The organism is Nocardiopsis ansamitocini (genome assembly GCF_030268225.1).
Lineage (GTDB): Bacteria > Actinomycetota > Actinomycetes > Streptosporangiales > Streptosporangiaceae > Nocardiopsis_D > Nocardiopsis_D ansamitocini.
Map to the genome: position 1 here is coordinate 101,607 of NZ_BSQG01000006.1, position 26,543 is coordinate 128,149.

The window sequence follows — 26,543 nt, forward strand, 5'->3', positions numbered from 1 at the left end:
AGGAGGGGAGCGCGACCATGAGTACGACCCCGACGGAAACCTACGTCGACGCAAGCGGCGGTGACTGGGACGAGGTCGTCGCAGCGGCCCAGCGCGCGGACACCGACCGCCTCGTCGTCAACATGGGGCCCCAACACCCTTCGACGCACGGTGTGCTCCGGCTCATCCTCACCCTCGACGGCGAGAGCGTCACCGAGGCGCGGGTGGGCATCGGCTACCTGCACACCGGCATCGAGAAGAACATGGAGTACCGGACGTGGACCCAAGGGACCACGTTCGTGACCCGCATGGACTACCTCATGCCGATCTTCAACGAGGCCGTCTACTGCCTCGCGGTGGAGAAGCTGCTCGGCGTCACCGACCGCATCCCTGACCGGGCCAGCGTCATCCGCGTGCTCATGATGGAGCTCAACCGGATGTCCTCGCACTTCGTCGCGATGGCCACGTTCGGTATGGAGCTGGGCGCGACGACCATCATGACCAACGGGTTCCGCGAACGCGAAATGGTCCTCGACATCTTCGAGATGGTCACGGGCCTGCGGATGAACCACGCCTACATCCGTCCGGGCGGCCTCGCCCAGGACCTGCCCCCCGGCGCGGTCGGCAAGATCCGCGAGCTCCTGGTGGAGATGCCCAAGCGGCTCACCGACATGCGCAAGCTCCTGGACGCCAACCCGCTCTATCTGGCCCGTACCCGAGACGTCGCCTACCTGGACCTCGCGGGCTGCATGGCGCTGGGTATCACCGGCCCGCTGCTGCGTTCGTCGGGCCTGGGCTGGGACCTGCGCAAGGCCAAGCCCTACTGCGGCTACGAGAACTACGAGTTCGACGTGCCGGTGTCCGACGGCTGCGACGTCTACGCCCGGTACCGGGTCCGCGTCGCAGAGATCGAGGAAAGCCTCAAGATCGTCGAGCAGTGCCTCGACAAGCTCCAGCCGGGCCCCGTCATGATCGAGGACGCCAAGATCGGCTGGCCCGCACAGCTGGCGATCGGCGCCGACGGCATGGGCAACTCGCCCGCCCACATCGCGCACATCATGGGCGGCTCCATGGAAGCCCTCATCCACCACTTCAAGCTCGTCACCGAGGGTTTCCGGGTCCCTCCGGGGCAGGCGTACGCGGCGGTGGAGAGCGCCAAGGGCGAACTCGGCTGCCACGCGGTCAGCGACGGTGGCCCGCGTCCCTACCGTCTGCACTTCCGCGACCCCTCGTTCACCCACCTCCAGGCGGTCGCGGCCATGTGCGAAGGCGGCACCGTGGCCGACGTCGTCGCGGCGGTGGCCAGCATCGACCCCGTGATGGGAGGCGTTGACCGATGAGTACGCCAGAGACCCCCAAGGCATCCGAGGAGCGGGCCGCCCGCACGAGTGTCTTCACCGGAGAGGCCCTTGCCCGGCTGGAGGTCGACGCCAAGGACATCATCTCCCGCTACCCCAAGGAGCGCTCGGCCCTGCTGCCGCTGCTGCATCTGGTGCAGTCGGAGGAGGGGTACGTCTCCGTCGACGGCATCGCCTTCTGCGCCGACCAGTTGGGCATCACCACCGCCGAGGTGACCGCGGTGGCGACCTTCTACACGATGTACAAGCGCCGCCCCGTGGGCGACTACCACGTGGGCGTGTGCACCAACACGCTGTGCGCGGTCATGGGCGGGGACGAGATCTTCTCCTCCCTCAAGGAGCACCTGGGCGTCGGCAACGACGAGACCACCGAGGACGGCAAGGTCACCCTGGAGCACCTGGAGTGCAACGCGGCCTGCGACTTCGCGCCGGTCGTGATGGTCAACTGGGAGTTCTTCGACGACCAGACGCCCGAGTCGGCACGCCGGCTCGTCGACGACCTGCGACTGGGCAACGACGTCACCCCCACCCGCGGGGCGAACAGCGTGTGCACCTGGAAACAGGCGTCCCGGGTACTGGCCGGTATCGACGACGGACGCGCCACCGAAGGCGTACAGGCATCGGGGCCCTCGCTGGCCGGCCTTGAGCTGGCCCGCCAACGCGGCTGGCAGGCCCCCGACCCGGCGGACCTGCCCGCGGCCGCCCCGGCCACCGAGGACGGTGCCAAGTGACCACGCTGACCCCGATCCTGTCCAAGAACTGGGACCGTCCCGATTCCTTCACCCTCGCCGCCTACCGTGAGGACGGCGGCTACCAGGCGTTGCGTACCGCGCTGGGCATGGAGCCCGACGCCATCGTGGACCTGGTCAAGGCGTCCGGACTGCGCGGCCGTGGCGGTGCGGGCTTCCCCACCGGCATGAAGTGGGGGTTCCTGCCCAAGGACAACCCCAACCCGCGCTACCTCGTCGTCAACGCCGACGAGTCCGAACCGGGCACCTGCAAGGACATGCCGCTCCTGCTGGCCAATCCGCACGCGCTGGTCGAGGGAATCGCGATCGCCTCCTACGCGATCAAGAGCCGCAACGCCTTCGTCTACGTGCGCGGCGAGGTCCTGCACGTCATCCGCAGGCTGCGCCACGCCGTCGCCGAGGCGTACGAGGCCGGGCTGCTCGGCACGGACATCCTCGGCAGCGGCTTCGACCTCGACGTGGTCGTGCACTCCGGAGCGGGCGCTTACATCTGTGGTGAAGAGACCGCCCTGCTGGACTCCCTGGAGGGCTACCGCGGCCAGCCCCGCCTCAAGCCCCCGTTCCCGGCGGTCGCCGGGCTCTACGCCTCGCCGACCGTGGTGAACAACGTCGAGTCGATCGCCAGCGTGCCCAGCATCGTCGCCAACGGTGCCGACTGGTTCACCTCCATGGGCACCGAGAAATCTGCCGGATTCGGCTTCTTCTCGCTGTCGGGGCACGTCACCCGACCCGGCCAGTACGAGGCGCCGCTGGGGGTGACACTGCGCGAGCTCCTGGACATGGCCGGTGGGGTCCGAAACGGGCACCGCCTCAAGTTCTGGACGCCGGGCGGTTCCTCCACGCCGATCTTCACCGACGCCCACCTGGACACCCCCCTGGACTTCGAGTCAGTGGGGGCCGCCGGGTCGATGCTGGGCACCCGGGCGCTCCAGATCTTCGACGAGACCACCTCGGTGGTCCGGGCGGTCCGCGGCTGGATCGAGTTCTACGCCCACGAGTCCTGCGGCAAGTGCACGCCCTGCCGCGAGGGCAACTTCTGGATGGCCCAGGTCCTGCGCCGGATCGAGGCGGGAAAGGGCACCGAGGAGGACGTCGCCAAGCTGCTCGACATCTGCGACAACCTGCTCGGTCGCTCCTTCTGTGCGCTCGGGGACGGCGCCACCAGCCCGGTGACCTCGGCGATCAAGTACTTCCGGGAGGAGTTCATCGCGGGGACCCACACCCCCGCCTGGGAGCTCTTCCCCTACCAGCGCACCACTCGCTGGTCGAGCGAGTCCGTGGAAGAGGACGCCTGATGACAGTCACGACCAACACCCCCTCGGGGGGGAGCAGCCCCGCGGTGCCTCCGGAGGACCTCGTCACCGTCACCATCGACGGCTTCGAGGTCAAGGTCCCCAAGGGCACCCTGGTGATCCGGGCCGCCGAACTGCTCGGCATCCAGATCCCCCGGTTCTGCGACCACCCGCTCCTCGACCCGGTCGGGGCCTGCCGCCAGTGCCTGGTGGAGATCCCCGACGCCGGAAACGGTCGGGGAATGCCCAAACCCCAGGCATCGTGCACCATCACCGTCATGGAGGGCATGGTCATCAAGACCCAGCTCACCTCGCCGGTGGCGGAGAAGGCCCAGCGCGGGATCATGGAGTTCCTCCTGATCAACCACCCGCTGGACTGTCCGGTCTGTGACAAGGGCGGTGAGTGCCCGCTGCAGAACCAGGCCATGGCCAACGGGCAGGGCGAGACCCGCTTCACCGACGTCAAGCGGACCTTCCCCAAACCCGTCGCGCTGTCCACCCAGGTACTGCTTGACCGCGAGCGCTGCATCCAGTGCGCCCGCTGCACCCGCTTCTCTGCGCAGATCGCCGGCGACCCCTTCATCGAACTGCTGGAGCGCGGCGCCAAGGAGCAGGTCGGCATCGCCGAGGGGCAGCCCTTCCAGTCCTACTTCTCCGGCAACACCGTGCAGATCTGTCCGGTCGGCGCGCTCACGGGGGCGGCCTACCGGTTCCGTTCGCGCCCCTTCGACCTGGTCTCCACACCCAGCGTCTGCGAGCATTGCTCGGCCGGCTGCTCGCTGCGCACCGACCACCGGCGCGGCAAGGTCACCCGCCGCCTCGCCGGGGACGACCCGCAGGTCAACGAGGAGTGGAACTGTGACAAGGGGCGGTGGGCGTTCACCTACGCCACCCGGTCCGACCGCCTGAAGCACCCGCTGGTGCGCGACGAGGACAGCCGTGCCCTGGAGACCGCCTCCTGGCCCGAAGCACTGGGGACCGCGGCCGCCGGACTGCGCGAGGCCCGTGGCCGGGTGGGCGTCCTCACCGGTGGCAGGCTGACGCTCGAGGACTCCTACGCCTACGCCAAGTTCGCCCGGACCGCGCTGCGCACCAACGACGTGGACTTCCGGGCGCGCGCGCACTCCGAGGAGGAAGCCGAGTTCATCGCGGCGCGGGTCGCGGGCACCGGTATCGAGGTCTCCTACACCGACCTGGAGAACGCCCCCGCCGTCCTGCTCGCCGGCTTCGACCCCGAGGACGAGGCGGCCGTGGTCTTCCTGCGGCTGCGCAAGGCCGCCCGCAAGAACCACACCCGCGTGTTCGCGGTGTCGGCCTTCGCCAGCCGCGGCCTGGCCAAGACCAACGGGACCCTGATCCCCACCGCACCCGGCGACGAGCCCCGCACCCTGGACGCCCTCGCCGATGTCGCACCCGACACCCTTGAGGCGCTGCGCCAACCGGGTGCGGTCGTCCTTGCCGGTGAGCGTCTCGCCGAGATCCCCGGTGCGCTCTCGGCCGCGGTCCGGCTCGCCGACGCCACCGGCGCGCGCCTGGCCTGGATCCCGCGCAGGGCAGGTGAACGCGGTGCGGTCGAGGCGGGTGCCCTGCCCAACCTGCTGCCGGTGGGACGCCCCGTCGCCGACGCCGGGGCCCGCGCCGAGGTCGCCCGGCTCTGGTCGGTGGCCGACCTCCCGGCGACGCCGGGACGCGACACCGACGCGATCCTCGCCGCCGCAGCGGCGGGTGAGCTCGACGCACTGGTGATCGCGGGCGTCGACCTCGACGACCTGCCCGACCCGGCGGCCGCCCGCGCGGCCCTGAACCGGGTGCCGTTCATCGTCAGCATCGAACTGCGCGCCAGCGACGTCACCGACCGCGCCGACGTGGTGCTGCCGGTGGCCGCCGTCGCGGAGAAGGCCGGGACGTTCGTGAACTGGGAAGGCCGTGGCCGACCCTTCGGCGACGCGCTCAAGATCCCCGGTCTGCTCTCGGACCTGCGGGTGCTCGCGGCGATCGCCGACGAGATGGACGTCCACCTCGGTCTGCCCGACGCCGCCGCCGCCCGCCGCGAGCTCGCCGAGCTCGGGGGCTGGTCCGGTACGCGGGTCCCCGCCCCGACCGCACGCGCCGAGCAGGCCGTCGTCCCGGAGGCCGGCGAGGCGGTGCTCTCCACGTGGGGCCAGCTGCTGGGTGAGGGGCGGATGCAGGACGGTGAGCCCTACCTGGCCGGTACCGCGCGCCCCGCGGTGGCGCGGCTCTCCGCCGCCACCGCCGCCGAGATCGGCCTCTCCGACGGCGGCCTGTTGCGGGTCTCGGGCCCGATCGGATCGGTCGTCGTGCCCGCCATCCTCACCGAGATGCCCGACAGGGTCGTTTGGCTCCCGGCCAACGCCGTAGGATGCTCCGCCCGCAGGGATCTCGGGGCGGGGGCCGGAGCGGTCGTCTCCCTGGCCGTCGACGACGGCACGGCCGACCAGACCCCGACGAGTGCTGGGAGCGTGCAGTGACGGCGTTGCAGTCGGCCAGCCAACTGGCCGCCGAACCCGGCCTCGAGGCGTTCGGCAACGATCCCTGGTGGATCGTACTCATCAAGGCCCTGGGGATCTTCGTCTTCCTCATGGTCTGCGTGCTGATGATGATCATGGCCGATCGCAAGGTCATGGGTCGGATGCAGCAGCGGCACGGGCCCAACCGGTTCGGCCCCTGGGGTCTGCTGCAGTCCCTGGCGGACGGCATCAAACTGTCGCTGAAAGAGGACCTGATCCCGCGCAGCGTGGACAAGGTCGTCTACATCGCGGCGCCGATGGTCGCGGCGATCCCCGCGTTCATCGCCTTCTCGGTCATCCCCATCGGGCCCGAGGTCACGATGTTCGGTGTCGAGACCCGCCTACAGCTCACCGACCTCCCGGTCGCGGTGCTACTGGTGTTGGCCACGGCCTCCATCGGCGTGTACGGCATCGTCCTCGCCGGTTGGGCCTCCCGCTCCCCCTACCCGCTGCTCGGCGGTCTGCGTGCCTCGGCCCAGGTCATCAGCTACGAGATCGCGATGGGTCTGTCCTTCGTGGCGGTCTTCATCTATGCGGGAACGCTCAGCACCTCCGGGATCGTCGAGGCGCAGCAGCACGTCTGGTACGCCATCGTGCTCTTCCCGTCCTTCGTGATCTACCTGATCACGATGGTCGGCGAGACCAACCGGCTGCCCTTCGACCTCGCCGAGGGCGAGGGCGAACTCGTGGGCGGGTTCATGACCGAGTACTCCTCGATGAAGTTCACGATGTTCTTCCTCGCCGAGTACGTGAACATGGTGACCGTCGCCGCGGTGAGCGTCACGCTCTTCCTCGGCGGCTACCACGCACCCCCGCCGATCACCACCTTCTGGGCCGGTGCCAACGAGGGCTGGTGGCCGGCACTGTGGTGGCTCGGCAAGTTCCTGTTCGTCATGTTCCTGTTCATCTGGCTGCGCGGTTCACTGCCCCGCGTCCGCTACGACCAGCTCATGGCGCTGGGCTGGAAGGTCCTCATCCCCATCCAGCTCGTCTGGATCACCGCGGTCGCCACGATCCGGGTCCTGCGCAACGAGCAGTACCCGCCCTACGTGACCGTCATCGTCATCGGCGTCTTCTTCCTGCTGGTCGTCGCCGGGCTGCTCGCCTGGGGGCGTTCCGCGGAGCGGGCCCGCGAGGAGGAGGCCGCGGAGATGGCCGCCGAACGACAGGCCAAGCGCGACGACCCCATGCACGGCGGATTCCCCGTGCCACCCATGACAGCTGCGCACTACGGAAGCAGCGTCGCCGCGGAGGAACCCCGTTTCCAGCCGGTCCCGGCCCAAAAGCGCGAGGAGGTTACCGGTGCTTGAGTGGCTCAATCCCGTGAAAGGGTTCGGCGTCACCTTTCACACCATGTTCAAAAAGGTGCCGACCATTGAGTACCCCGAGGTCAAGGCGCCCACGATGCCCCGTTTCCACGGGCGTCACCAGCTGAACCGCTGGCCCGACGGCCTGGAGAAGTGCATCGGCTGCGAGCTGTGCGCCTGGGCGTGCCCAGCCGACGCCATCTACGTCGAGGGCGGCGACAACACCGAGGAGGACCGCTACTCCCCGGGTGAGCGTTACGGTCGCGTCTACCAGATCAACTACCTGCGCTGCATCCTGTGCGGGCTGTGCATCGAGGCGTGCCCGACCCGCGCGCTCACGATGACCAACGAGTACGAGCTGGCCGACGACAGCCGCGAGAGCCTCATCTTCACCAAGGAGCAGCTGCTGGCGCCGCTGTACGAAGGCATGGAGCAGCCCCCGCACGCCATGCGCCTCGGGGAGACCGAGGAGGACTACTACCGGCTGGGTCGCGACGACGTGACCGTGCCGGCGGCCCACTCGGGCGAGCAGGACAGCGAGGCCGCCCAGTGACCGTCCTCCCCCTCCAGGCCGCGGCGACCGATGCCATCGGCGGCGGCGAGACCGGGGCCTTCTACGTGTTGGGCACCATCGTGGTGCTCGCCGCGCTCGGCGTGGTCTTCAGCCGCAAGGCCGTCTACTCGGCGCTGATGATGGCCGTCTTCATGATCGGTCTCGCGGTCTTCTACGGCATCAACCAGGCACCTTTTCTGATGGTCGTCCAGATCGTCGTCTACACCGGCGCGGTCCTGATGCTCTTCCTGTTCGTCCTCATGCTCATCGGGGTGAGCTCCTCGGACTCCCTGGTCGAGACGATCAAGGGGCAGCGACTCCTCACCGCGGTCGTCGCTCTGGCCTTCCTCGTCCCCCTGGTCGGCGGCCTGGCCACCATCACGGTGGGCACCCCGGTCGGCCTCGCCGCCGGGGTGGCCGCGGCAGGAGGTTCCATCCCCTGGATCGCCAGCGAGATCATCTACCGCTACATCATCGCCTTCGAGGCGACGGGCGCGCTGCTGATCACCGCTGTCCTGGGGGCGTTGGTGCTCGCCCACACGACGCGCCTCAAGCGCCGGCGCAGCCAGCGCCAGATGTCGCAGGACCGCATCCGCGGTGACCACCCGACCAACCTGCCCGGTCCCGGTACCTATGCCCGGCACAACGCGATCGACATGCCGGCCCTGCTGCCGGACGGCTCGGTCTCGGAGCTCTCCCTCAACCCGGTGCTCGCCGCCCGGGCCCCGGAGGAGCAGCGCGAGGTACCGGAGGACCTGCGCTTCACGGTGGGAGCGACTCCCGGCAGCGCCGCGGACTCCACATGGTCCAAGGAGAGCCACCACCGCGACGAACAGGATCCCGACGCGCGCCTCGACGGCGGCAGCGAAGAACAGGAGGGCAAGGGCTGATGGACCCGATGAACTACATCCTCCTGGCGACGATCCTGTTCACCATCGGCGCGGTGGGCGTCCTGGTGCGACGCAACGCGATCATCGTCTTCATGTGCGTGGAGCTGATGCTCAACGCCTGCAACCTGGCCTTCGTCTCCTTCGCCCGCATCCACGGCGGCATCGAGGGACAGGTGATCGCCTTCTTCGTGATGGTGGTTGCCGCGGCCGAGGTCGTGGTCGGCCTGGCCATCATCATGCAGATCTTCCGAACCCGCAGGTCCGCGTCGGTGGACGACGCCAACCTGCTCAAGAACTAGGGCGGCTGCCATGACGTCATACCTGGCCGCCGAGGCGACCGCGGTGACAGCCGCGGCCGACGGGGCCGTTCACACCTATGCCTGGCTCTTGATCGCGTTCCCCCTGCTGGGAGCGGCGATCCTGCTGCTGGGCGGCCGGCGCACCAACACGTGGGGGCACTGGCTCGCGATCGCCATGTCGCTGGCCAGCTTCGCCTGGGCCGTGACCAGCCTCTTCGCGTTGCTCTCCTATGCTCCCGCCGACCGCAGCCGCGTCGTCGAGGTCTATCGCTGGATCGAGGTCGGCGGGTTCTCCGCCGACGTCAGCCTGCTGCTGGACCCGCTGTCGATCACTTTCGTGCTGCTCATCACCGGTGTCGGATCGCTGATCCACATCTACTCGGTGGGGTACATGGCCCACGACGACAGTCGTCGGCGCTTCTTCGCCTACCTCAACCTGTTCGTCGCGGCGATGCTCGTCCTGGTCCTCGCCGACAACTACGCGCTGCTCTTCCTGGGCTGGGAGGGCGTCGGCCTGGCGTCCTACCTGCTCATCGGATTCTGGCAGTACAAGCCCTCTGCGGCGGTCGCCGCCAAGAAGGCGTTCCTGATCAACCGGGTCGGTGACATCGGTCTGCTGATCGCGATCATGGTGTTGTTCACGACGTTCGGCACCGTCGCCTTCGGCCCCCTCTTCGAGGCGGCCCCCGGTGCCGGCCAGGGCGTCATGACCGCTGTGGGCCTCCTGCTCCTGCTGGGGGCGTGCGGCAAGTCCGCCCAGCTCCCGCTCCAGGCGTGGCTGTTGGACGCGATGGAGGGCCCGACCCCGGTCTCGGCCCTCATCCACGCCGCGACCATGGTCACCGCCGGCGTCTACCTGATCGTGCGGTCCGGTCCCATCTTCGAGGCCGCACCCACCGCCCAGTTGGTCGTGACCATCGTGGGTGCCGCCACCCTGCTGGCCGGTGCGGCGATCGGCTGCGCCAAGGACGACATCAAGAAGGCCCTGGCCGGCTCCACCATGAGCCAGATCGGGTACATGGTCCTCGCCGCGGGCCTCGGTCCCATCGGCTACGCGGCGGCCATCGCGCACCTGGTCACGCACGGTTTCTTCAAGGCCGGGCTGTTCCTGGGCGCCGGATCGGTCATGCACGGCATGAACGACGAGGTGGACATGCGCAGGTACGGCGCCCTGCGCTCGGCCATGCCCATCACCTTCGCCACCTTCGGGCTCGGTTACCTGGCGATCATCGGGGTGCCGTTCCTGTCCGGCTGGTGGACCAAGGAAGGCATCATCCAGGCCGCCTTCGACTCCGGCGGCGTCACCGGCCAGATCCTCGGCTGGGCGACGCTGTTGGGGGCCGGGCTGACCGCGTTCTACATGTCGCGGATCATGTTCATGACCTTCTTCGGCAAGAAGCGCTGGGCCGAGGACGCGCACCCGCACGAATCGCCGATGTCCATGACGGTGCCGATGATTGTGCTGGCCGTCGGTTCGGTCGCGTTGGGCGCGCTCCTGGTGTTCAACTACACCCTCGCCCAGTTCCTCGCCCCTGTCGTGGGGGCGCCGCACCACGAGTTCGATCTCGCGCACATGGTGCTCAGCCCCTATTCGCTGATCGCCCTGGCGCTCATGCTGGCCGGCGTGGCCTTCGCCTGGGTGCGCTATGCCCGGGCCGACGTGCCCGGGGCCGCGCCCAAGGGCAATTTCGTCACCGTCGCCGCCCGCAACGAGCTCTACGGGAACGCCGTCAACGAGGGCCTGTTCATGCGCCCCGGCCTGGTGCTCACCAAGGCGTCGACGGCTTTCGACAACTCCGTCGTGGACGGTCTCGTCAACGGGGTGGCCCGCTGGGTCAAGGGCAGTTCCGAGGGGCTGCGGCTCACCCAGACCGGGTTCGCCCGCAGCTACGCCCTGACCATGCTGTTCGGCGCCGCCATCGTCGTTGCGACCACGTTGGGAGTGAGCTTTGCCTAGCTTTGCGCACTCGCGCTCCCCGCGCCGCACCCCTGACCGGCAGGTGAGGATTTACACATGACCATCCCCTGGTTGACACTCGCGATCGCGCTGCCCGCAGTGGGCGCGCTGATCGTCGCACTGCTCCCGCGCGGGCAGGGTGAACTGGCGAAGCGGGTCACCTTCGGCTTCACGCTCGCGGTGCTCGCCGTCGTCGGCGCCATGGCGCTGAACTTCCAAGCCGACGGGCCGCGCTTCCAGTTCACCGAGACGCACGTCTGGATCGAGCGCTTCGGCGTGCACTACGCCGTGGGCGTGGACGGCATCGCCCTGGTGCTCATCGGCCTCTCGGCGCTGTTGGTGCCGCTGGTGGTACTGGCCGCCTGGAAGGAACAACAGGGCACCGAGGACGAGGGCAAGGGCTACTTCGCCCTCATCCTGATCCTCGAGGCGATGATGATCGGTGTCTTCGCGGCCACCGACGTCTTCCTGTTCTACGTTTTCTTCGAAGCCATGCTGATCCCGGTCTACTTCATGATCGGGCGCTACGGCAGGGGAGAGGGGCGTCGCCGCGCAGCGGTCAAGTTCCTGCTCTACAGCCTGCTGGGCGGTCTGCTGATGCTGGTCGCGGTGATCGGCGTGTACGCGCTGAGCGCCCAGGCCGGCAACGGCACCTTCCTGTGGTCGGAACTCGTGGGTTCCGACGGGCTGCTCGCCGGCATCGACCCGGCCACGGCACGCTGGCTGTTCCTCGGTTTCTTCATCGCCTTCGCGATCAAGGCGCCCATGTGGCCGGTGCACACCTGGCTTCCCACCGCGGCGCAGAGCTCGCGTCCCGGCACCGCCGTCCTGCTCGTGGGCGTGCTGGACAAGGTGGGCACCTACGGCATGCTGCGCTACTGCCTGGAGCTCTTCCCCGGGGCGGCGACCTGGTTCGTCTGGCCGGTCGTGGTTCTCAGCCTGGTCAGCATCGTGTACGGGGCCGTCGTGGCGATCGGGCAGAGCGACATGCTCAAGCTCATCGCCTACACCTCGGTGTCGCACTTCGGATTCATCACACTGGGCATCTTCGCGATGACCTCCCAGGCGCAGTCCGGTGCGGCCCTGTACATGGTCAACCACGGTTTCTCCACCGGCGCGCTGTTCCTGGTCGTGGGCTTCCTCATCGCCCGCAACAACGGTTCCGCGGCCATCGCGGACTACGGCGGCGTGCAGAAGGTCGCCCCGGTCCTGGCCGCCATGTTCCTGATCGCGGGGTTGTCCAGTCTGGCGCTTCCGGGGCTCTCACCCTTCGTCAGCGAGTTCCTCGTCTTCGTCGGTACCTACGCCTTCAACCCGGTGCCGGCGATCATCGCCACCGTCGGCGTGGTCCTGGCCGCGCTCTACATCCTGTGGATGTACCAGCGCACCATGACCGGACCGGTCAGGGAGAAACTGGCCCACATCAGCGACCTTTCCCTGCGGGAGAAGTTCGCGGTCGGTCCGCTCATCGCGGTCATCATTCTCTTCGGCGTCTACCCCCAGCCGTTGCTGGACGTCATCAACCCGGCGGTCGAAGGCACCATGCAGCAGGTCGGTGTCAGTGACCCGGCCCCCGAGCTGGGCGTCGACCAGGCCGACGGCCAGGAAGGAGCAGGCGAATGAGCCCGCTGAGTCTCTCGGTGCTCGCGGCCCCCGCGGTCATCACCGAACCTCCCGAGATCGACTACGGCCTCTTGTCACCGATGCTGGTGGTCTTCGCGGTCGGTGTCATCGGGGTCGCCGTGGAGGCGTTCGCCCCCAAGGACAAGCGTCGGATCGTCCAGCTGTGGCTGGCCGGTCTGGGACTGCTCGCGGCATTCGTGCTGACCGTGCTCCAGGTCGGGGCGGTGACCGGGCCGGAGGCCGGGGTCGCGATCGCGTTCGGCACCGTCATGGTGGACGGTCCGGCCCTGTTCTTCCAGGGCACCATCCTGGTGCTCGCCCTGGTCAGCCTCCTCTTGATCGCCGAACACCGCGACGGTGAGAGCGCCTTCGCCGCGCAGGCGGCCACCGTGCCGGGGAGCGGGGAGGAAGCCGAGCACCGCCTCGCCGGCTCCCAGCACACCGAGGTCTACCCGCTGGTGATGTTCGCGGTCCTCGGTATGCAGTTGTTCGTCTCCGCCGGCGACTTCCTCACCATGTTCATCGCTTTGGAAGTGATGAGCCTGCCGCTTTACCTGTTGTGCGGACTCGCCCGCACGCGTCGTCTGTTCTCCCAGGAAGCCGCGCTCAAGTACTTCCTCCTGGGCGCGTTCTCCTCGGCGTTCTTCCTCTTCGGTATCGCCATGGTCTACGGCTACGCGGGCTCAGTGCAGTTCGGCGCGGTGCACGAGGCGATCGGCGCGGGCGGGGCCGGGACGATCGAGAACGGCGAGCCGCTGCTGCTCATCGGGATCGCCCTGATCGCCGTGGGCCTGCTCTTCAAGGTCGGTGCGGTTCCCTTCCACAACTGGAAGCCCGACGTCTACCAGGGGGCCCCGACCCCGATCACCGCGTTGATGGCCTCCTGCACGCTCGTCGCGGCCTTCGGCGCCCTGCTCCGGGTCTTCTACGTCGCCTTCGGCGGCGCGGTGTGGGAGTGGCGGCCGATGATGTGGGTCGTGGCCATCCTCACCATGGTGGTGGCGGCGGCCATCGCGGTGACGCAGCGCGACGTCAAGCGCCTGCTGGCCTACTCCTCGGTGGTGCACGCCGGCTTCATCCTGACCGCGGTCGTGGCAGCCAGCCCCGAGGGTCTGGCCGGCGCCATGTTCTATCTCGCCGCCTACGGTTTCACCACGATCGGCGCCTTCGCCGTTGTCACCCTGGTCCGTGCCCGCGAGGGCGGGGGCGAGGCGGGCGAGCTGGCTCAATGGGCCGGGCTCGGACGCACGTCCCCATTCCTGGCGTGCTCGCTGGCCCTGTTCCTGCTGGCGTTCGCCGGAATTCCGCTGACCAGCGGGTTCATCGGCAAGTTCGCGGTGTTCGAGGCAGCGGTCGCGGCTGGGGCCACCCCACTGGTGATCGTGGGTGTGCTCAGCAGCGCGGTGACCGCGTTCTTCTACGTGCGCATCATCGTGTTGATGTTCTTCGCCGACCCCGCGGAGAGCGCGCCCAAGGTGCTCAAGCCCGGAGCCCTCACGGGAACGGCGATCATCGTCGGTGTGGCCGCCACGCTGATCCTGGGCGTCTTCCCCGGACCGGTACTGGACAATCTGGTCCCGCAGCCGGTTCCCGAGGCGGTCAACGGTACACAACCTGCCGAAGCGGGGATGGTTCCGGGGGACATGTTCGTTCGGTAGACAGGAGGAATCCGATGGCGGCTTTGGCGGTTGGGGCAGCGTCGGATAGCTTCTAGATCGGTTTATGTTCATCCCGAGAGCGCGCGGTACGTCCGATATGGGCATATCGCGCGCCCTGCTGACAGGTGGAGCTTTCAGGTGAGCGGTGCTGTCCCGAGCGGGTTCCTGACCCTGCCGACCGTCGACGACGCGCTCGCCCAGGAGATTCAGGCGGATCTGGTACAAGTTGAGGACCTTCTCCGCGAGACGGTCGAGGCCAGCGATCCACTGCTGAACGAGGCGGCGGCGCACCTGCTGTCGGCCGGAGGCAAGCGGTTCCGGGCGACCCTGGTTCTGCTGGCGGCGCGTTTCGGCGACCCGAGTAACCCGCAGTTGATCCCGGCCGCGGCGGTCGTCGAGTTGACCCACGTCGCCACGCTTTACCACGACGACGTCATGGACGAGGCGGAACTGCGCAGGGGCGAGGCCAGCGCCAATCGCCGCTGGGGAAACTCGATCGCCATCCTGACCGGTGACTACGTCTTCGCCAGGGCCTCCGAGATGTTGGCCGACCTGGGAACCGACGCGGTGCGGTTGCAGGCCCAGACGTTCGGTCGACTGGTGCAGGGCCAGATCCTGGAGACCGCAGGGCCGAGGGGAGGGGTCGACCCCCTGGAGCACTACCTCCAGGTCATCGGGGACAAGACGGCTTCACTGATCGCTTCTTCGGGGCGTTTCGGGGCGATGTTCGGGGACGCCGACCCCAAGGTGATCGACACCATCACCAAGGCCTGCGACGCGCTCGGCATGGCGTTCCAGCTGTCCGACGACATCCTGGACGTCGCCAGCGAGACCGATCAGTCCGGCAAGACCCCGGGAACCGACCTGCGTGAGGGGGTGCTGACGCTGCCGATGTTCTATGCGCTGCGCGACACCGCTCCCGAGCACGAGCGTCTGCGCTCCCTGCTGGGGCGTCCTCTCGACGACACCGAGGCGGAGGAAGCGCTCGGCCTGCTGCGCGCCCACCCGGCAATGCGCAGTGCCCGCACCTATCTGGAGGACTGGGCGAACAAGGCCCGGACCGAACTCGCCACGCTTCCGGCCGGGCCTGCGCGCGAAGCGTTCGAGGGGCTGTGCGACTACGTCATCGAGCGCAGCGGCTGATCCACCCGGATGTACGACGGCGCGGCCGGCGGGGAGCGACTCCCCGCCGGCCGCGCCGTTTCGGTAACCGCGATCCCCATTCTTTGCATATTCCGGGTAATGCCTGCGTCGTGCCCTGTCGGGCAAGTTGTCCTAACGGTGAGTAGTCTCATATGACTAAGGGTGATGATCGTTTGTGGGGTCATCAGGGGACAGCCGGTCGGAACGGGGAGTGTGATCAACCGTGGTGGGGCATCTGGGGGCACAGCAGCTAATCGGGCTTCGTCTGGTCGACGGCAAGGGGGTGAAAGTGGGGCGGATCGGCCAGGTCTACTTCGACGACCAGACCGACGTTCCCCGGTGGGTCACCGTGAGCCGGGGGATGTTTCGCCACGGCGAGAACTTCGTTCCCCTGCGGGGAGCCCAGGCCGTCGGCGACGCGCTACGGGTCCCTTTCGCCAAGGACCTGATCTCCACCGCGCCGATCTTTCCCATCGACAAGCACATCTCGGTGGCCGACGAGGACCGGATCTACCGGCACTACGGGATCCAGCCCGACCCGCCCGAGCCGATGCCGACCCACTTCGCGCCGCGCGGCCGGCACGCCAAGGTACCCCAGCAGCCCCGGGGGCCCTTCGCCGCTCCGTCGTACGACCAGCCCCAGGTGTGAGACGCCCGCGTGCGGCGCCGGCCACTGCTTCCGTGGTCCGGCGCCGCACGCGACGGTCATGACTCCGTTCGTTCTGGGCATGGGTCGGGCAATTCGTGGATTCTCCGCAACTCGTCGGGTAGGGCGTACTCTGACCTGCTGTTACGACCGGTCCTGGTGGTGATGTCAGCAGGGACCGCCGCAGGCGGGACGACGATCAGGGGAGTTGATTTCCATGGCACCGAAGCTCGAAGTCCGGGAGCTGATCGACCACCGACTGCTCGACCGCGAGGGCAGCAATGTCGGCAAGATCGGTCAGGTCTACTTCGACGACCAGACCCAGACTCCGAGGTGGGTCACCGTGCACACCGGCTTCTTCGGGATGCACGAGAGCTTCGTGCCGCTGGAAGGTGCACAAGCCGCGGGCGAGGACCTGATGGTCCCCTTCGACAAGGACCTCATCAAGGACTCCCCGCGGTTCGAGGCGGGGCGGCACCTTTCCCGCGATGAAGAGGCCGAACTCTACCGCCACTACGGGGTCCGTCCCTCGGTGCCGGGCCAGCGCGCCGACACCGAAGGCGGTCGACACGCCAGTGGCGCACCCGCAGGAGTGAAGACGGCCGACACCGAGGGGATGGCGGAGACGCCGGGCACGGCCGGGATCATCGACGAGGAGAGGACCGGGCCCGCCGGCACGGCGGGGACCGATGACATGGCCGCGATGCCGATGGCCGGGGCCGCCGACATGCGGGACGACGCCCACATGCGCGAAGACGCCCGCATGGGAGAGGCCGCCCGTGCCCGCGAGTCGGATTACGGCGACACCTTCATGACCCGCTCGGAAGAGCAGGCCCAGGTGGGAGTGGAGAGCCGGGAGAGCGGTCGGGCCCACGTGCACAAGTCAGTGGAGACCGAACACTTCGAACGCGATGTCCCGGTGACCCACGAGGAACTGCGGATCGAGCGCGAGCCGGTCACCGAGGCCGACATCGCCGCGGCCGATGCCCGGATCGAGGCCGACGACCAGGACATCATCCTGCACGAGGAGCGCGCGGTCGTCTCCAAGAAGACCGTCCCCGTGGAGAAGATCCGCATCTCCAAGGAGCAGGTGACCGAGGAGCAGCGGGTCCAGGGCGAACTGCGCAAGGAGCACATCGAGGTCGAGCGCGACGACGACGAGCCCGGATGGCGCGACGGCGCCTGACCGTCCGTCCGCGGGGCCGGGGCCTGGTCGGTGGCCCCGACCCCGGGACACGGGATCAGCGCCGTTCCACGGTGATCTCCGCGGGCTCCTCCGGAACGGGATCGGTGTGCACCGCCGCTGTCTTGAGCGGCCGGGTGTGCCGGATCATGTCCACGGCGAACAGCGCCAGGGCCGCCCACACGATCGAGAACCCGATCCATCGGCCAGGCGACATCGTCTCGTTGAAGATCAGCCAGGCAACCAGGAACTGCAGCACCGGCGCGATGAACTGCAACAGTCCGACCAGGCTGAGCGGAATCCGATGCGCCGCAGAACCGAACAGCATCAGCGGGACCGCGGTGACCAGCCCGGCACCGGCCAGGAGCGCCGAGTGGGCCGGTGAGATGCTCAGGAACGTCCCGGTTCCGTCGACCTCCAGGAACACCGCGAACGCCAACGCGGGCAGGAACAGTACGGCGGTCTCGACGGTGAGGCTCTCGACCCCGTCCAGACGCACGAACTTCTTCACCAGCCCGTAGAAGGCGAAGCTCAGGGCCATGGTGAGGGCCATCCACGGCAGCGACCCGTAGTCGACGGCCAAGACGACGACGGCGACGCCGCCCAGCGCGACGGCCACCCACTGGGTGACCCGCAGCCGTTCGGAGAACACCAGGACCCCCATGGAGACGCTCACCAGGGGGTTGATGAAGTAGGCCAGCGCTGCCTGGAGAGTGTTTCCACTGTTCACGGCGTAGATGAAAACGCCCCAGTTGAGTGCGATCAGTACTGCCGCCAAGGTGAGCAACAGCATCTGTCTGGGGCTGCGCAGTACCCCTAGGACCCATCGCCAGTGCCGTCGTGCCGCGAGCACCACCAGGACGACGACGAGCGACCAGATCATCCGTTGGGCGAGGATCTCCAGCGACCCCGAGGGGGAGACCAACGGCCAGTAGAGGGGGACGATGCCCCACAGCAGGTAGGCGCTCACCCCGTAAGCGACGCCCTTATTGAGTTCAGACACATGATTCAGATTATTGGAATTATCGTGCTATGAGTAATTAATTTTGCTTAAGTGTTCTCTTTAGTGCGGAATAGGGAGACGCAGGTCACCGGGTTCGACGAAACGCTGTTGCCGTCGTGCGTCCCACCAGAAGGAGGACCGTTCCCGAGAGGTGTTTCCGGTTCGGCGGATCACGTGGCCCCGGGCAGCGGCCCGGACCGCTCCGGGCCGTCTCCGCGCGGCGCCGTGCGCGTGGGCGCGGTGGACAGCCCGACTAGGCTGAAAGCATGTTCGGGTTCATGAAGAAAACGATGGTCGACCAGGCCGACGCGTTGTCCGGTCGGGACACGCGGATGCCGGTTCCCGATCACCACGAGGTCCTCGACACCCCGCCGGCCGGCCCGTACCCCGAGGGCGCCCAGATCGCCGAGTTCGGCATGGGGTGCTTCTGGGGCGTCGAACGGATCTTCTGGCGTCTGGGGCAGCAGAACGGCATCATCACCACGGCCGTGGGCTACGCGGGCGGGTACACCGCCAACCCCACCTACGAGGAGGTCTGTAGCGGGCGGACAGGTCACACCGAGGCGGTACGCGTTGTCTTCGACCCACGCCTCACCTCCTACGAAGACCTGCTCAAGGTTTTTTGGGAGGGGCACGACCCCACCCAGGGAATGCGTCAGGGCAACGACGCCGGCACCCAGTACCGCTCGATGATCCTCTACCGCGGCGAGGACCAGCGCAAGGCCGCGGAAGCGACGCGCGACGCCTTCCAGCCGGCCCTGACGTCGTCGGGATACGGGCCCATCACCACCGAGATCGTGCCGGCGGGCGAGTTCTACTTCGCCGAGCCCTACCACCAGCAGTACCTGTCCGATGCCAAGAACCCCAACGGTTACTGCGGTGTCGGCGGCACGGGTGCGGTCTGCCCGATCGGGGTGGCGCGCACCGACGGATAGCCCCTTGCGCCGTCCGGCCGGTACCCGTCCTCGACGGTGGCGGACGGCGCAGGATCGGGAAGGGCGCCACGAGGGCCGGTACGGGCCGTTGCCAGTGCGATCGTAACGACAGCGATGCTCTGCTGCGCGTTGGCGTGCCGGGCCCAAGTGGTTGTCACGTCCAACCTGCGTGATTTTCCCCGATCCGCACTTGCCGACTGGGATGTCCATGCCAGGAGCCCGGACGATTTCATCGTGGACCAGATCCACCTGGATCGTAAAGTCGTGTGGTCCTGCGTCCGCCAGATCGCCGGCTCGTGGCGCAACCCTCCTGGAACGGTTGACGACGTCCTGTCACGTCTGGAACGAAGCGGATTACTTCGAGCCGTGGCCGAACTACAGTCGGGTGAATAGACGCCCCTGCTGACAGTGTCGGTACGAACAGAGGGCCCTGCGGTGAGGAACCGGGTGGTCTCGTGCCGACAGGGGCGATCAGGGTCGCCGCGCCCGCGTGTTCCGTCGGCCCGGCCGGTGCCGGCGATAGCGTCGGCTCGTCGCCTTTCGACTACGAGAACCGGTGGAGGGACCATGCCCGACGCGACGCCCACGCCCCCTGGTCCGGCCGAGATCCCCGACGACGCTTCGGTGATCACCAGTGACGTCCCCGGCTCGTTCGCCTGGCGGGTGATGCGCGAACGCAACCCCGCCCTGGTCCGCAAGGTGCGCGACGCCTTCCCGTTCTCCCCCGAACGGCGGGACCGCTTCGCGGCGCTGCTGGACCAACTCGACGTCGGCGTCGTCGAGCCGATCGGCGCGGACGCACACGACCACCGGTCCTGGCAGGACTGGGGAATCGCCCGCCACATCGGGACGTCCCTGCTGCACGCCCCGTTCCTGTGGGCGGAAAGCTATTTCTACCGGCTCCTTCTGGACGCCTCCGGATACTTCGGCCCCGGCCCCTGGAGGGGCGTCGACCCCTTCGCCCCGTTCAAACGGGCCGAGCTGGCCGGCCCCGAAACCGCCGCCGAGATCCGGGCACTGGACACCCTCACCGGGCTGGACCCGCGGGAGCGAGCCGACGTCCTGCTCCGGTCGTCGCTGTGGGGGAACCGAGCCGACCTCAGCTTCCAGGAGGGGGCCCACGGCGTGGACGCCGAGAAGTCCCGTCTGGTCGCCGACGCCACCGAACGCTTCTGGAACCTGCTCGACGAGGGTTCCGGCGGACGGGTCTGCCTGGTGGCCGACAACGCCGGCCGGGAACTGTTGCCCGACCTGGTGCTGCTCGACGACCTCCTGGCCACGGGGCGCGCGTCCGAGGTCGTGCTGCACGTCAAGCCGCACCCGTACTACGTTTCCGACGCGACCACGGCCGATGTCCTCGACTCGCTGCGCCACCTGTGTGCTCGTGAAGGACAGGCGTACGACGTGGGAACGCGGCTGTGGCGCGCCATGGAACAGGGCCGCCTGCGTGTGCGGGCGCACGCGTTCTCCTGCGCGCCGCTGCCCTATCAGGAGATGCCCGAGGACCTCGCGGCCGACTTCGCCGCGGCCTCGCTGACGATCATGAAGGGCGACCTGAACTACCGGCGCCTGGTCGGCGATCGCTACTGGGCGCCGACGACGTCCTTCGCCACCGCCACCGGCTACTTCCCCGGTCCGGTCGCCGCGTTGCGCACCCTCAAGTCCGACGTCGTGACGGGGTTGGATCGGGCGACAGTGGCCGCTCTGGACGAAAGCGGCCCGGCCTGGCGCTCCAGTGGAACCCACGCCCTCGTGCAGCTCCGGGGGTAGTGGGGGCCGGCGCACCCCCGGAAAGGGCGGGCGGCCCCGATACGTGGTCGCGCCAGGGGCGGGGCCGCCCGCCTCCCGGTTCTCAGGACGCCTCCACCGCCTCCTGTACGTAGGCGATCAGCTCCGGTGTCGGACCGCCGTACTGCTGCCGGATCTCCTCGCTGTTCTCCGCCTGCATCCGGTACAGCGAGTCGCGCAGACCGGGGTCGCCGCCGTGAAACGCCTCCAGTAGCTCCATCCACCGCTTGGCCAGGGCCTGAACCCTGGGGGAGGCCGCAGGGGTGCCCGCGTCCAGCTCGGTCCGGACCTCGGCGATGAGCCGGGGCCACTCGGCCTGCACCTCGGTGACGAGTTGTTCGCCGACCTGCTCGCGGCGGGTCTCCAGCGCGGCCAGCTGCTCCGGGGAGAAGTACCGCTTCGTCGTCTCTTCCATCCTGATCACCTCTTCGGTCAGAGCGAGGAGTTCGATCGGGCCGGGCGTGCCCGCCGACCGGGTCGCGGCCAACAGGGCGGCCAACCGCGACCGCAGCGACATGAGCGCGGTGAGCCGGCGCTCCACGTGGTCCAGGTGCTCGCCCAGGACGACGGTGATGTCCAACTCGCCGGCGAGCACCGTCGCGACCGTCCCCAGGTCCAGACCGAGGTCGCGCAGCGCGACCACCTGGTAGAGACGCTGGACGTCGGTGCAGTTGTACAGCCGGTGCCCGGACTCCGTCCGCGCCGACGGCACCAGTACGCCCACGTGCTCGTAGTGGTGCAGCGTCCGCACGGTCAACCCGGTCAGCCGGGACACCTCCCCGACCTTCCACGTCTGTCCGCCGTTGTGCGCGGCCATGCCCGTTCCTCCTCGCGCCGCCCCACGCGGGGCGGCGCCACCGACGCTAGGACCTGACGTCGCGTCAGGTGCAAGCTGCTTCCCCCGCCTCCGGGACAATCACGGCACGGGCCGGGTCAGCGCAGGTCCAAAGACATCAGCACGTCGTCCACGTACTGGCCGTCGAGAAAGAACAGCCCTTTCAGCACACCCTCCGGTTCGTAGCCCGCCGACTGGTACAGCGCCATCGCGTGGTCGTTGGTGCCCAGCACCCTTAGCGTCAGCTTGCGTGCCTTTCGCGCCAGCGCGAGCTCGCGCGCGCCCTCCACCAGTGCCCGGCCGATCCCGCGCCCCTGCATGGCCGGATCCACCGCAAGGCCCCCGATCTCCTGGGTACGTGCCGCGCTCTCCAGCGGAAAGACCTGGGTCAGGCGTATCCAGCCCGCCACTCGGCCGTCCGCCTCGGCCACCAGGACGTCGGCGACCGCCACCCGGGGGCCGAAGAAGTCCGCGTCCTCGCGGCACGGGGGGCCGGGCGAGATCCGGGGGGACCAGGTCGCGATGTCGATGAGGGTGAGGGCCGGGCCGTCCTCGGCGGTGGCGGGTCTGATCATGGGGCCGGTGGTGCGAGCGGACACGGGGGAGGGCTCCTTCGGGGGTGGTACGGGGTGTCTGGCCAGACCCTAGCCGTCCGTGCACCGCGTCCGCGTCCATCAGCCCGGTGGTGTCCGGCGCGCCCGGCGCAGGGCGCGCACCCGCCCCGACCCCCGGCGGTGCGGACAGGGCGTTGCCTCGCGTGCTCCGCGGCCCGCCCGGGCCCGCGCCGGCCGTAGCCAAAATACCCGGGCGGACGACCGGTCGGTCACGGCGACCGTGTACGACACAGGTCGCCCGGACCGGTCGGGCACGGTCATCGTCACCACAGGCCGACGGCCCCGGAACCGGTGGTGGCCCGGCTCCTCTCGGAAACCGGGCCACCACCGCTCGGGGCCGTCACCACTGCTGCTGGCCGTACCCCGGATATTGCTGGCCGTAGCCCGGATACCCCTGTTGCTGCGGGTATCCCTGCTGCTGGCCGTATCCCGGGTACTGCTGTTGCTGCTGGGGGTACCCGTGCTGGTCGTAGTGCTGTCCCGGCGGGTACTGGTAGCCGGCGTAGGGGTCCTGGTACGCCTGCTGCTGCCCGGACTGCTGGTTGGTCGGCGGTTGCTCCTGCGCGGCGGCCTCCGGCTCGGGCCGGTCCTCTTCCACGGGCGCGGGCCGGAACACGAACAGCTGGGCGGGCTCACCGTTGTTGTTCTGGCTGTAGGAGGTCTGGTCCAGGCGCCAGCCGGCCTCCTCGATCCCCTCAAGGATTCTGGTGAGGCCCGGCCGGACGCTGCTTGAAGCGTCGTCATAGGTGTTGACGCGCAACTGCACCACGAACATCTTGCGTTTCTGCTGCGCGGCGACCTTGGCGTGCTCGACGACAGTGCTGTCTCTCACGACCTGTGTGACGCTCATCTGTCCAACCGTACCCATCTGCCCTTGTCGCGCTTCGCAGCGCTGCTGTTCGTCCGCGGTGATCGCGGAGAAGACCCGCAGGGCCGTCTCTGTCCATGATGCCTTCTGGCGGCCCCTCCCGGCCACTGAATGAGGGGGAGGACTACCGGCCGACGGCAGTCACCGCGTCCCTGATCGGAGTATTGCCCCCGACCAGTTCCAGCACGTGTCCGATCGTGGCGGGTGCGTCAAGCAGTGCCACCAGCACCGCGGCGACGTCCTCGCGCGACACCTGCTCCCGCTCAACCTTGGGCGCAAGCCAGACCAGCCCGGTTCCCGGATCGTCGGTCAGGCCGCCCGGACGAAGGATCGTCCAGTCGAGCTCCAGGTAGCGCTCCCGAAGGTCGTCGTCGGCTGCCTTCTTGGCGTTGACGTAGGCCGCCCACACGGGTTCGGCGTCGGGAGAGGGGCCGTCGTCCACGGCGATGGCCGAGACCATGAGGAAACGGCGAACCCCGGCCAGAGTCGCCGCGTCTGCGAACAGCTTGGCGGCGGCGCGGTCGACGGAGTCCTTGCGGGCCACACCGCTGCCTGGGCCGGCACCCGCGGCGAACACCACCGCGTCGGCGCCCATGACCGCCTCGGTGACCTCGGTGACGGTGGCCGACTCCAGGTCGATCACGACCGGTTCCGCGCCTATCGCGCGCAGTTCGTCGGCATGGTCGGGGTTGCGGATGAGGCCGACGGGAGAGTCACCCCGAGCGGCCAGAAGCCGCTCCAGGTGCAGTGCGATTTTTCCGTGGCCTCCGGCGATGACGATACGCATACCCGCAGGCTACGTGGTGATCGACCAAAGGCGCAGCAGGACTCAGCGCCAGTTGGCGGACTCGCGGTCCCAACGGCGTGCCACGGGCGGCAGGTAGGTCCAGGCCAGCATGGTCAGCGCCAATGCCACGATCCCCAGGCTCACCCCGGCGAAGATGTCGCTGAACCAGTGCACACCGAGCATCGGGCGGCTCAGTGCGGTGCTCATCGCGATCCCGATCGCCACCCAGCACGCCACATGACGCATCGCGCCCCGGAGCAGCGGCAGTGCCGCGAACAGTGCGATTCCCATGCCGGTCGTCGCCATCAGAGCGTGTCCGGACGGGAAGGAGGGGCCCACCCCGACCAGGATCGGGTCGGCGAACTCGGGCCGGGCGCGATCCACTGTCAACTTGACGACCAGTCCCAGCAGGTTGGCGGTGAACACCGCCGCGCACGCCCACGCCGCAGTGGCGAACTGGCGCCGGAAGACCAGCCAGGCAGCGGCCAACAGCGAGACGATCCGCATCGCCCAGGTGCCGAACAGCTCCGTCCAGATCTCCAGTCCGTGGGCGAAGGCCGGGTCGGGGTGCACCCGTTCGTAAAGACGTTCGGCGATCGTGGCGTCCGCGGTGAGCAACGGTGACCAGCCACCGGTGACGAGGGCGCTCAGGGCCAGGAAGGGCACCAGCGCCACGGCCACGGTCAGGCCCAGCACCGCCCGGTTGGTCGGAAGAGGACTGCCCGATTCGTGCGTGCGCGCACGGGGTTCACTGTCATGGTCGTCCTCGTACCCACGGCGGGAGGAGCGACGGCGGACGGTCGAGTCGAAGTCAGCTGAATCGAGGGTCACAAGTCGAAGAGATTACCGGTTTCCCACGGGAGTAAGGCATCTCGACGAATAAAAGCGAAATTTGCGATGGAACGGACATTCGACGTCGGTGGCATGACGTGGCCGTGCCGACCCGCCACCCAGCGGCGGCTCCACCGCGTTCAACCAGTTCATGAGGTGTACAGGTCGCGCAGCGAGCGCTTCAACAACTTCCCGCTCCCATTGCGCGGCAGTGCGTCGGTCACGTGCACACGCTTGGGCACCTTGAAACCCGCCAGGTGTTGACGGGCGAAGTCGATCAACTCCTGTTCCTCGGCGGCCTCCCGCAGCACCACGACGGCCGTCACCGCCTCGCCCCACCTCTCGTCCGGCACGGCGATGACAGCCGCCTCCGCCACCGCGCCGTGCCGGTAGAGAACGTCCTCGACCTCGCGCGACGCCACCAGGACGCCGCCGGTGTTGATCACGTCCTTCAACCGGTCCACGATCGTGAAGTAACCCGCGTCATCGCATCGGGCGAGGTCCCCGGAGCGGAACCAACCGTCGGCGAACGCCTGCTCGGTCTCGGCGGGGCTGCCCCAGTAGCCGTCGCACAACTGCGGGGACCGGTAGACGATCTCCCCGGTCCGCCCGACCGGCACATCGGCACCGTCCTCGCCCACCAGTCGCGCCTCGACGAACAGGACCGGCCTTCCGCAGGACTCCATCCGCCCCTCGACGTGTTCCTCGGGCCGCAGTACCGTCGCCAACGGACCGATCTCGCTCTGCCCGAAGCAGTTGTAGAACCCGATTCCCCGATAGCGCTCCCTGAGTCGACGCAGAATCGGGAGCGGCATGACGGCCGCTCCGTAGTACGCCTTGAGCAGCCCGGACAGGTCGCGGGTCGCGAAGTCCGGATGGTTGACCAACGCCATCCACACGGAAGGCGCGGCGAAGAACGAGGTGATGCCCGCGGAAGCGAGCCGGCGCAGGAGGTCCCCCGGCTCGGGCTCCTCCACCAGTTCGTTGACCGCCCCCACCATGAGGGACGGCATGAGGAACACGTGCATCTGCCCCGAGTGGTATAGGGGCAGCGCGTGCAGCGGCCGGTCCGCGGCGGAGAGGTCGAGTGCCTGAACACAGCTCAGGTATTCGTGCACCAGCGCCCGATGACTCATCATCGCGCCCTTGGGGCGCGATGTCGTGCCCGAGGTGTAGAGCAGCTGGACCAGGTCGGCGTCACCGACCGCCACGTTCACCGACCCGGGTGCTCCTGGATCCCGTGCGACCTCCAGGGCCGACTCCGGGGCCGAGCGAAGCGCCAGCACGTCGCGCACCCGTACCCGGGACCTGATCCGCTCGACCTCTCCTGCCAACGACGGGTCGGCCAGCAGCACGGTACTGCCCGACTGCGCCAACAGGTAGGACAGCTCGTCCCCGGTGAGGCTGTTGTTGATGGGCACGTGCACCAGGCCCGCTCGGGCGCAGGCAAGGAACGCCAGGACGTAGGCGTCGGAGTTGCGGCCGTAGGCGGCGACCCGGTCGCCCTTGGCCAAACCCAGTCCGAGCAGCCACGCGGCCACTCGGCTGACGCCGATGTCCAGTTCCGCATAGGTCCAGGACCGGTCGGCGAACCGCAGTGCCGTCCGGTCGGGGAAGCGCGCCGCCGACCGGCGCAGCACCCCGTCCACCGTGCTCGCCTGCGCCGGAAGTCCAACGGTCATGCCTGTCCTCCAGGTCCGGGTGCGCGCCACCGATG

24 protein-coding genes are annotated in these 26,543 nt (G+C 68.6%); 17 read left to right on the plus strand and 7 right to left on the minus strand.

Features of this window, described 5'->3' with window-relative positions; all coding sequences use genetic code 11:
• Positions 1 to 17: 17 nt before the first annotated feature.
• The 14 genes from QSJ59_RS17650 to QSJ59_RS17715 all read left to right on the plus strand — a co-directional run bounded on the left by QSJ59_RS17650 (position 18) and on the right by QSJ59_RS17715 (position 17,168).
• Positions 18 to 1,319: an NADH-quinone oxidoreductase subunit D gene (locus QSJ59_RS17650; protein ID WP_285760707.1), complete on the plus strand. Its 1,302-nt coding sequence runs from the start codon at positions 18 to 20 to the stop codon at positions 1,317 to 1,319.
• Entirely contained in the window at positions 1,316 to 2,068 is a 753-nt protein-coding gene (gene nuoE, locus QSJ59_RS17655; protein ID WP_285760708.1) for an NADH-quinone oxidoreductase subunit NuoE, read from the plus strand. Before QSJ59_RS17650 ends, nuoE begins: the two co-directional genes overlap by 4 nt.
• The gene (gene nuoF, locus QSJ59_RS17660; protein WP_285760709.1) at positions 2,065 to 3,381 is read left to right on the plus strand and encodes an NADH-quinone oxidoreductase subunit NuoF; all 1,317 of its coding nucleotides are present in this window, start codon (positions 2,065 to 2,067) and stop codon (positions 3,379 to 3,381) included. The genes nuoE and nuoF overlap by 4 nt, the downstream gene beginning before the upstream one ends.
• Entirely contained in the window at positions 3,381 to 5,867 is a 2,487-nt protein-coding gene (locus QSJ59_RS17665) for an NADH-quinone oxidoreductase subunit G (protein ID WP_285760710.1), read from the plus strand. Before nuoF ends, QSJ59_RS17665 begins: the two co-directional genes overlap by 1 nt.
• Complete coding sequence (gene nuoH, locus QSJ59_RS17670; RefSeq protein WP_285760711.1) at positions 5,864 to 7,216, plus strand: NADH-quinone oxidoreductase subunit NuoH; 1,353 nt, start codon at positions 5,864 to 5,866, stop codon at positions 7,214 to 7,216. The genes QSJ59_RS17665 and nuoH overlap by 4 nt, the downstream gene beginning before the upstream one ends.
• Positions 7,209 to 7,766 carry an NADH-quinone oxidoreductase subunit NuoI gene (gene nuoI, locus QSJ59_RS17675; protein ID WP_285760712.1) on the plus strand — a complete coding sequence of 186 codons (558 nt, stop codon included), beginning with the start codon at positions 7,209 to 7,211 and terminating at the stop codon, positions 7,764 to 7,766. The genes nuoH and nuoI overlap by 8 nt, the downstream gene beginning before the upstream one ends.
• Entirely contained in the window at positions 7,763 to 8,656 is an 894-nt protein-coding gene (locus QSJ59_RS17680; RefSeq protein WP_285760714.1) for an NADH-quinone oxidoreductase subunit J, read from the plus strand. The genes nuoI and QSJ59_RS17680 overlap by 4 nt, the downstream gene beginning before the upstream one ends.
• Complete coding sequence (gene nuoK, locus QSJ59_RS17685; protein WP_285760715.1) at positions 8,656 to 8,955, plus strand: NADH-quinone oxidoreductase subunit NuoK; 300 nt, start codon at positions 8,656 to 8,658, stop codon at positions 8,953 to 8,955. Before QSJ59_RS17680 ends, nuoK begins: the two co-directional genes overlap by 1 nt.
• Positions 8,956 to 8,965: 10 nt before the next feature.
• Entirely contained in the window at positions 8,966 to 10,912 is a 1,947-nt protein-coding gene (gene nuoL / locus QSJ59_RS17690; RefSeq protein WP_285760716.1) for an NADH-quinone oxidoreductase subunit L, read from the plus strand.
• Positions 10,913 to 10,969: 57 nt separating this feature from the next.
• The gene (locus QSJ59_RS17695) at positions 10,970 to 12,535 is read left to right on the plus strand and encodes an NADH-quinone oxidoreductase subunit M (RefSeq protein ID WP_285760718.1); all 1,566 of its coding nucleotides are present in this window, start codon (positions 10,970 to 10,972) and stop codon (positions 12,533 to 12,535) included.
• Positions 12,532 to 14,193 (plus strand): NADH-quinone oxidoreductase subunit NuoN, encoded by a 1,662-nt coding sequence (gene nuoN / locus QSJ59_RS17700; protein ID WP_285760719.1) that lies wholly within the window; start codon positions 12,532 to 12,534, stop codon positions 14,191 to 14,193. The genes QSJ59_RS17695 and nuoN overlap by 4 nt, the downstream gene beginning before the upstream one ends.
• 138 nt (positions 14,194 to 14,331) lie before the next feature.
• Positions 14,332 to 15,336, plus strand: coding sequence for a polyprenyl synthetase family protein (locus tag QSJ59_RS17705; protein WP_285760720.1), 1,005 nt, complete (start codon positions 14,332 to 14,334; stop codon positions 15,334 to 15,336).
• A 223-nt stretch (positions 15,337 to 15,559) separates the two neighbouring features.
• Positions 15,560 to 15,985 carry a PRC-barrel domain-containing protein gene (locus QSJ59_RS17710; RefSeq protein ID WP_285760721.1) on the plus strand — a complete coding sequence of 142 codons (426 nt, stop codon included), beginning with the start codon at positions 15,560 to 15,562 and terminating at the stop codon, positions 15,983 to 15,985.
• A 214-nt stretch (positions 15,986 to 16,199) separates the two neighbouring features.
• Positions 16,200 to 17,168, plus strand: coding sequence for a PRC and DUF2382 domain-containing protein (locus QSJ59_RS17715; RefSeq protein ID WP_285760722.1), 969 nt, complete (start codon positions 16,200 to 16,202; stop codon positions 17,166 to 17,168).
• Between the two features lie 55 nt (positions 17,169 to 17,223).
• On the opposite strand, the gene rarD is transcribed toward QSJ59_RS17715, so the two are convergent.
• A complete protein-coding gene (gene rarD / locus QSJ59_RS17720) occupies positions 17,224 to 18,168 on the minus strand; it encodes an EamA family transporter RarD (RefSeq protein WP_285760723.1) in 945 nt (314 codons plus the stop codon).
• Between the two features lie 266 nt (positions 18,169 to 18,434).
• Here rarD and msrA point away from each other — a divergent pair, with 266 nt between their 5' ends.
• The 3 genes from msrA (at position 18,435) to QSJ59_RS17730 (ending at position 20,873) form a co-directional block, all read left to right on the plus strand.
• A complete protein-coding gene (gene msrA / locus QSJ59_RS17725) occupies positions 18,435 to 19,103 on the plus strand; it encodes a peptide-methionine (S)-S-oxide reductase MsrA (RefSeq protein WP_285760724.1) in 669 nt (222 codons plus the stop codon).
• A gap of 114 nt (positions 19,104 to 19,217) precedes the next feature.
• Entirely contained in the window at positions 19,218 to 19,496 is a 279-nt protein-coding gene (locus tag QSJ59_RS24430) for a VapC50 family PIN domain-containing toxin (protein WP_475472250.1), read from the plus strand.
• Positions 19,497 to 19,670: 174 nt separating this feature from the next.
• Positions 19,671 to 20,873, plus strand: a complete 1,203-nt coding sequence (locus tag QSJ59_RS17730; RefSeq protein ID WP_285760725.1) for a damage-control phosphatase ARMT1 family protein — start codon at positions 19,671 to 19,673, stop codon at positions 20,871 to 20,873.
• An 82-nt stretch (positions 20,874 to 20,955) separates the two neighbouring features.
• Here QSJ59_RS17730 and QSJ59_RS17735 read toward each other — a convergent pair whose 3' ends face one another.
• From QSJ59_RS17735 to QSJ59_RS17760, 6 genes are all read right to left on the minus strand, one after another.
• A complete protein-coding gene (locus QSJ59_RS17735; RefSeq protein WP_285760726.1) occupies positions 20,956 to 21,708 on the minus strand; it encodes a MerR family transcriptional regulator in 753 nt (250 codons plus the stop codon).
• A 116-nt stretch (positions 21,709 to 21,824) separates the two neighbouring features.
• Positions 21,825 to 22,325 (minus strand): GNAT family N-acetyltransferase, encoded by a 501-nt coding sequence (locus QSJ59_RS17740; RefSeq protein WP_285760727.1) that lies wholly within the window; start codon positions 22,323 to 22,325, stop codon positions 21,825 to 21,827.
• A gap of 355 nt (positions 22,326 to 22,680) precedes the next feature.
• On the minus strand, positions 22,681 to 23,190 hold the full coding sequence (locus QSJ59_RS17745; RefSeq protein WP_285760728.1) for a hypothetical protein: 510 nt from the start codon (positions 23,188 to 23,190) through the stop codon (positions 22,681 to 22,683).
• Positions 23,191 to 23,332: 142 nt separating this feature from the next.
• On the minus strand, positions 23,333 to 23,995 hold the full coding sequence (locus QSJ59_RS17750; protein WP_285760729.1) for an SDR family oxidoreductase: 663 nt from the start codon (positions 23,993 to 23,995) through the stop codon (positions 23,333 to 23,335).
• Between the two features lie 42 nt (positions 23,996 to 24,037).
• Positions 24,038 to 24,826 carry a phosphatase PAP2 family protein gene (locus QSJ59_RS17755; protein WP_285760730.1) on the minus strand — a complete coding sequence of 263 codons (789 nt, stop codon included), beginning with the start codon at positions 24,824 to 24,826 and terminating at the stop codon, positions 24,038 to 24,040.
• 149 nt (positions 24,827 to 24,975) lie between these two features.
• Positions 24,976 to 26,508, minus strand: a complete 1,533-nt coding sequence (locus QSJ59_RS17760) for a fatty acyl-CoA synthetase (RefSeq protein WP_285760731.1) — start codon at positions 26,506 to 26,508, stop codon at positions 24,976 to 24,978.
• Between the last annotated feature and the right edge of the window lie 35 nt (positions 26,509 to 26,543).